This is a genomic window from Clostridium sp. 1001283B150210_160208_E6 (assembly GCF_015669365.1).
In the GTDB taxonomy this organism is placed as follows: Bacteria; Bacillota; Clostridia; order Clostridiales; family Clostridiaceae; genus Clostridium; species Clostridium paraputrificum.
Genome location: NZ_JADPAA010000038.1, coordinates 1 through 1,924, shown reverse-complemented (window position 1 = coordinate 1,924; position 1,924 = coordinate 1). Strand labels below are relative to the sequence as shown.

The window sequence follows — 1,924 nt, the reverse complement described above, 5'->3', positions numbered from 1 at the left end:
ATCGAGTAGGAGCTAAATAATTATTTTATTTAGCGTCCTCTCACACCACCGTACGTACCGTTCGGTATACGGCGGTTCACTAGAATTTAATGTTTCATTTGATATGTTTGTGTAAGACTAACGAATCCTATTGATTCTAGATATTTATTATGAAGTGATTTACTTAGAATTGGGCTACCGGAGATTTTCCAGTGGCCTTTTCTTGTATTGGCATATTCCCATGCCTTCCAATTATCGATTCCTAATTTCACTAAATTTCTATATCTAGTTCTAATCTTCTTCCATTGCTTCCATATGCAAGCACGTAGTCTCCTTCTAATCCATTTATCTAGTTCCAACAGCTTCCGCTTAGCGTTAGCTATTCCAAAATAATTAATCCATCCTTTAATAGAATCATTTAGTTTAAGTAATCTTAAATCCATAGATATTCCTCTGTTTCTATTAGTTATGGACTTTACCTTCTCTTTAAATCTTTTAATTGATTTCTCATGTATTCTTATTTTGGCTACGCCTTTAACGAAATAAAATGAAAATCCTAAAAACTTTCTTTTACTTACAATATCAACTGCACTCTTATCTTTATTTACTTTTAATTTAAGTTCATTTTCAATAATTCTTGTTATAGAATCCATTACCCTCAAACCCGCTCTTTTACTCTTGACATATATGTTGCAATCATCAGCATATCTACAAAACTTATGCCCTCTTTTCTCAAGTTCCTTATCAACATCGTCTAGCATTATATTTGCTAACAATGGGCTAAGTGGCCCACCTTGTGGCGTTCCTTCTTCACTTGATACTTTAATTCCATTTATAAGAACTCCACTTTCTAGATATTTTCTTATAAGTTTCAGAAGTCTTTTATCTTTAATTTTCTTTTCAAGTTTCCCCATTAGTATGTTATGGTTCACTTTATCAAAGAATTTTTCTAAGTCCATATCGATAACCCACTTATATCCTTGATTTATATATGTTTCTGATTGTTTAATAGCATTCTTTGCACCTCTATTAGGTCTGAATCCGAAACTACTTTCAGAGAAAGTAGGCTCGTATAATTTACTAAGTACTTGTGCAATGGCTTGTTGAATCATTCTATCCTGTACTGTTGGTATTCCAAGTGATCTTACTCCTCCATCAGGCTTTGGAATTTCTACTCTCCTTACTGGAGATGGATTATATTTTCCCTCTAGCAGTTTAGTTTTAACTGTAGCCCAAGTCTTTTTGACATGCTCTCGAAGTTCATCGGTTTTCATGCCATCAATTCCATAGCTACCTTTATTTCTAATTACTCTATACATTGCTTCAAGCATATTATTTCTTTCAAGCACATCTTCAAGTAACCTACTAGTATCAAATAACTCATCGTTTACGCTTTCTCTATTTAATAAATCTACGATTTTACTCTGCACCTTCTGTTTATCTCGAACTTCCATTTCTACCTCCACAGTCAGATTCCTTATGGGAATTTCTGCTTTCTTCATAATTCTTAGATTTATCAAAGTTGTAAACCTTCTAATGTTCAGTCCTTCCCTTCGCTATCGCGATTAGCGAAAGTACTATGACGTCTGCTGACTTCTGATAATTCAGCTATATATCACTATATAGGTTATCAATTTCGAAATTTCATCTACTTATTGATGTATTATCAGACCTCCCCAGGTAAGAACGTACACTTTCCCTTCATCTATCTGCCACATCTACTTAATCAGTTTTCGGATAGTTATTGGGCTTTGCTTTGTTAAGCAAGCTTACCCACTAAATTAAGCCTCATGTGATTCGTGTTCCTCAGACCAAAGGTTTGCCGCCGACTTCCTTCAGATTCTACCTCACGATAGACACCCTTGTCTTAAGCTATACGGTTGGCACTATCAGCCCCCGTTACGGACTTTCACCGATTAGTGTACGCCCATGCTGGGCGCACTTA

1 protein-coding gene is annotated in these 1,924 nt (G+C 35.2%); it reads right to left on the bottom strand.

Annotation, left to right across the window (positions count from 1 at the left end; all coding sequences use genetic code 11):
- Positions 1–86: 86 nt before the first annotated feature.
- A complete protein-coding gene (ltrA, locus tag I4V16_RS17270) occupies positions 87–1,433 on the bottom strand; it encodes a group II intron reverse transcriptase/maturase (RefSeq protein WP_242966648.1) in 1,347 nt (448 codons plus the stop codon).
- Positions 1,434–1,924 lie beyond the last annotated feature (491 nt).

Bases quoted from the DNA above. Each gene is read 5' to 3' on its own strand.
- ltrA (WP_242966648.1), bottom strand. From the start codon at position 1,433: ATGGAAGTTCGAGATAAACAGAAGGTGCAGAGTAAAATCGTAGATTTA.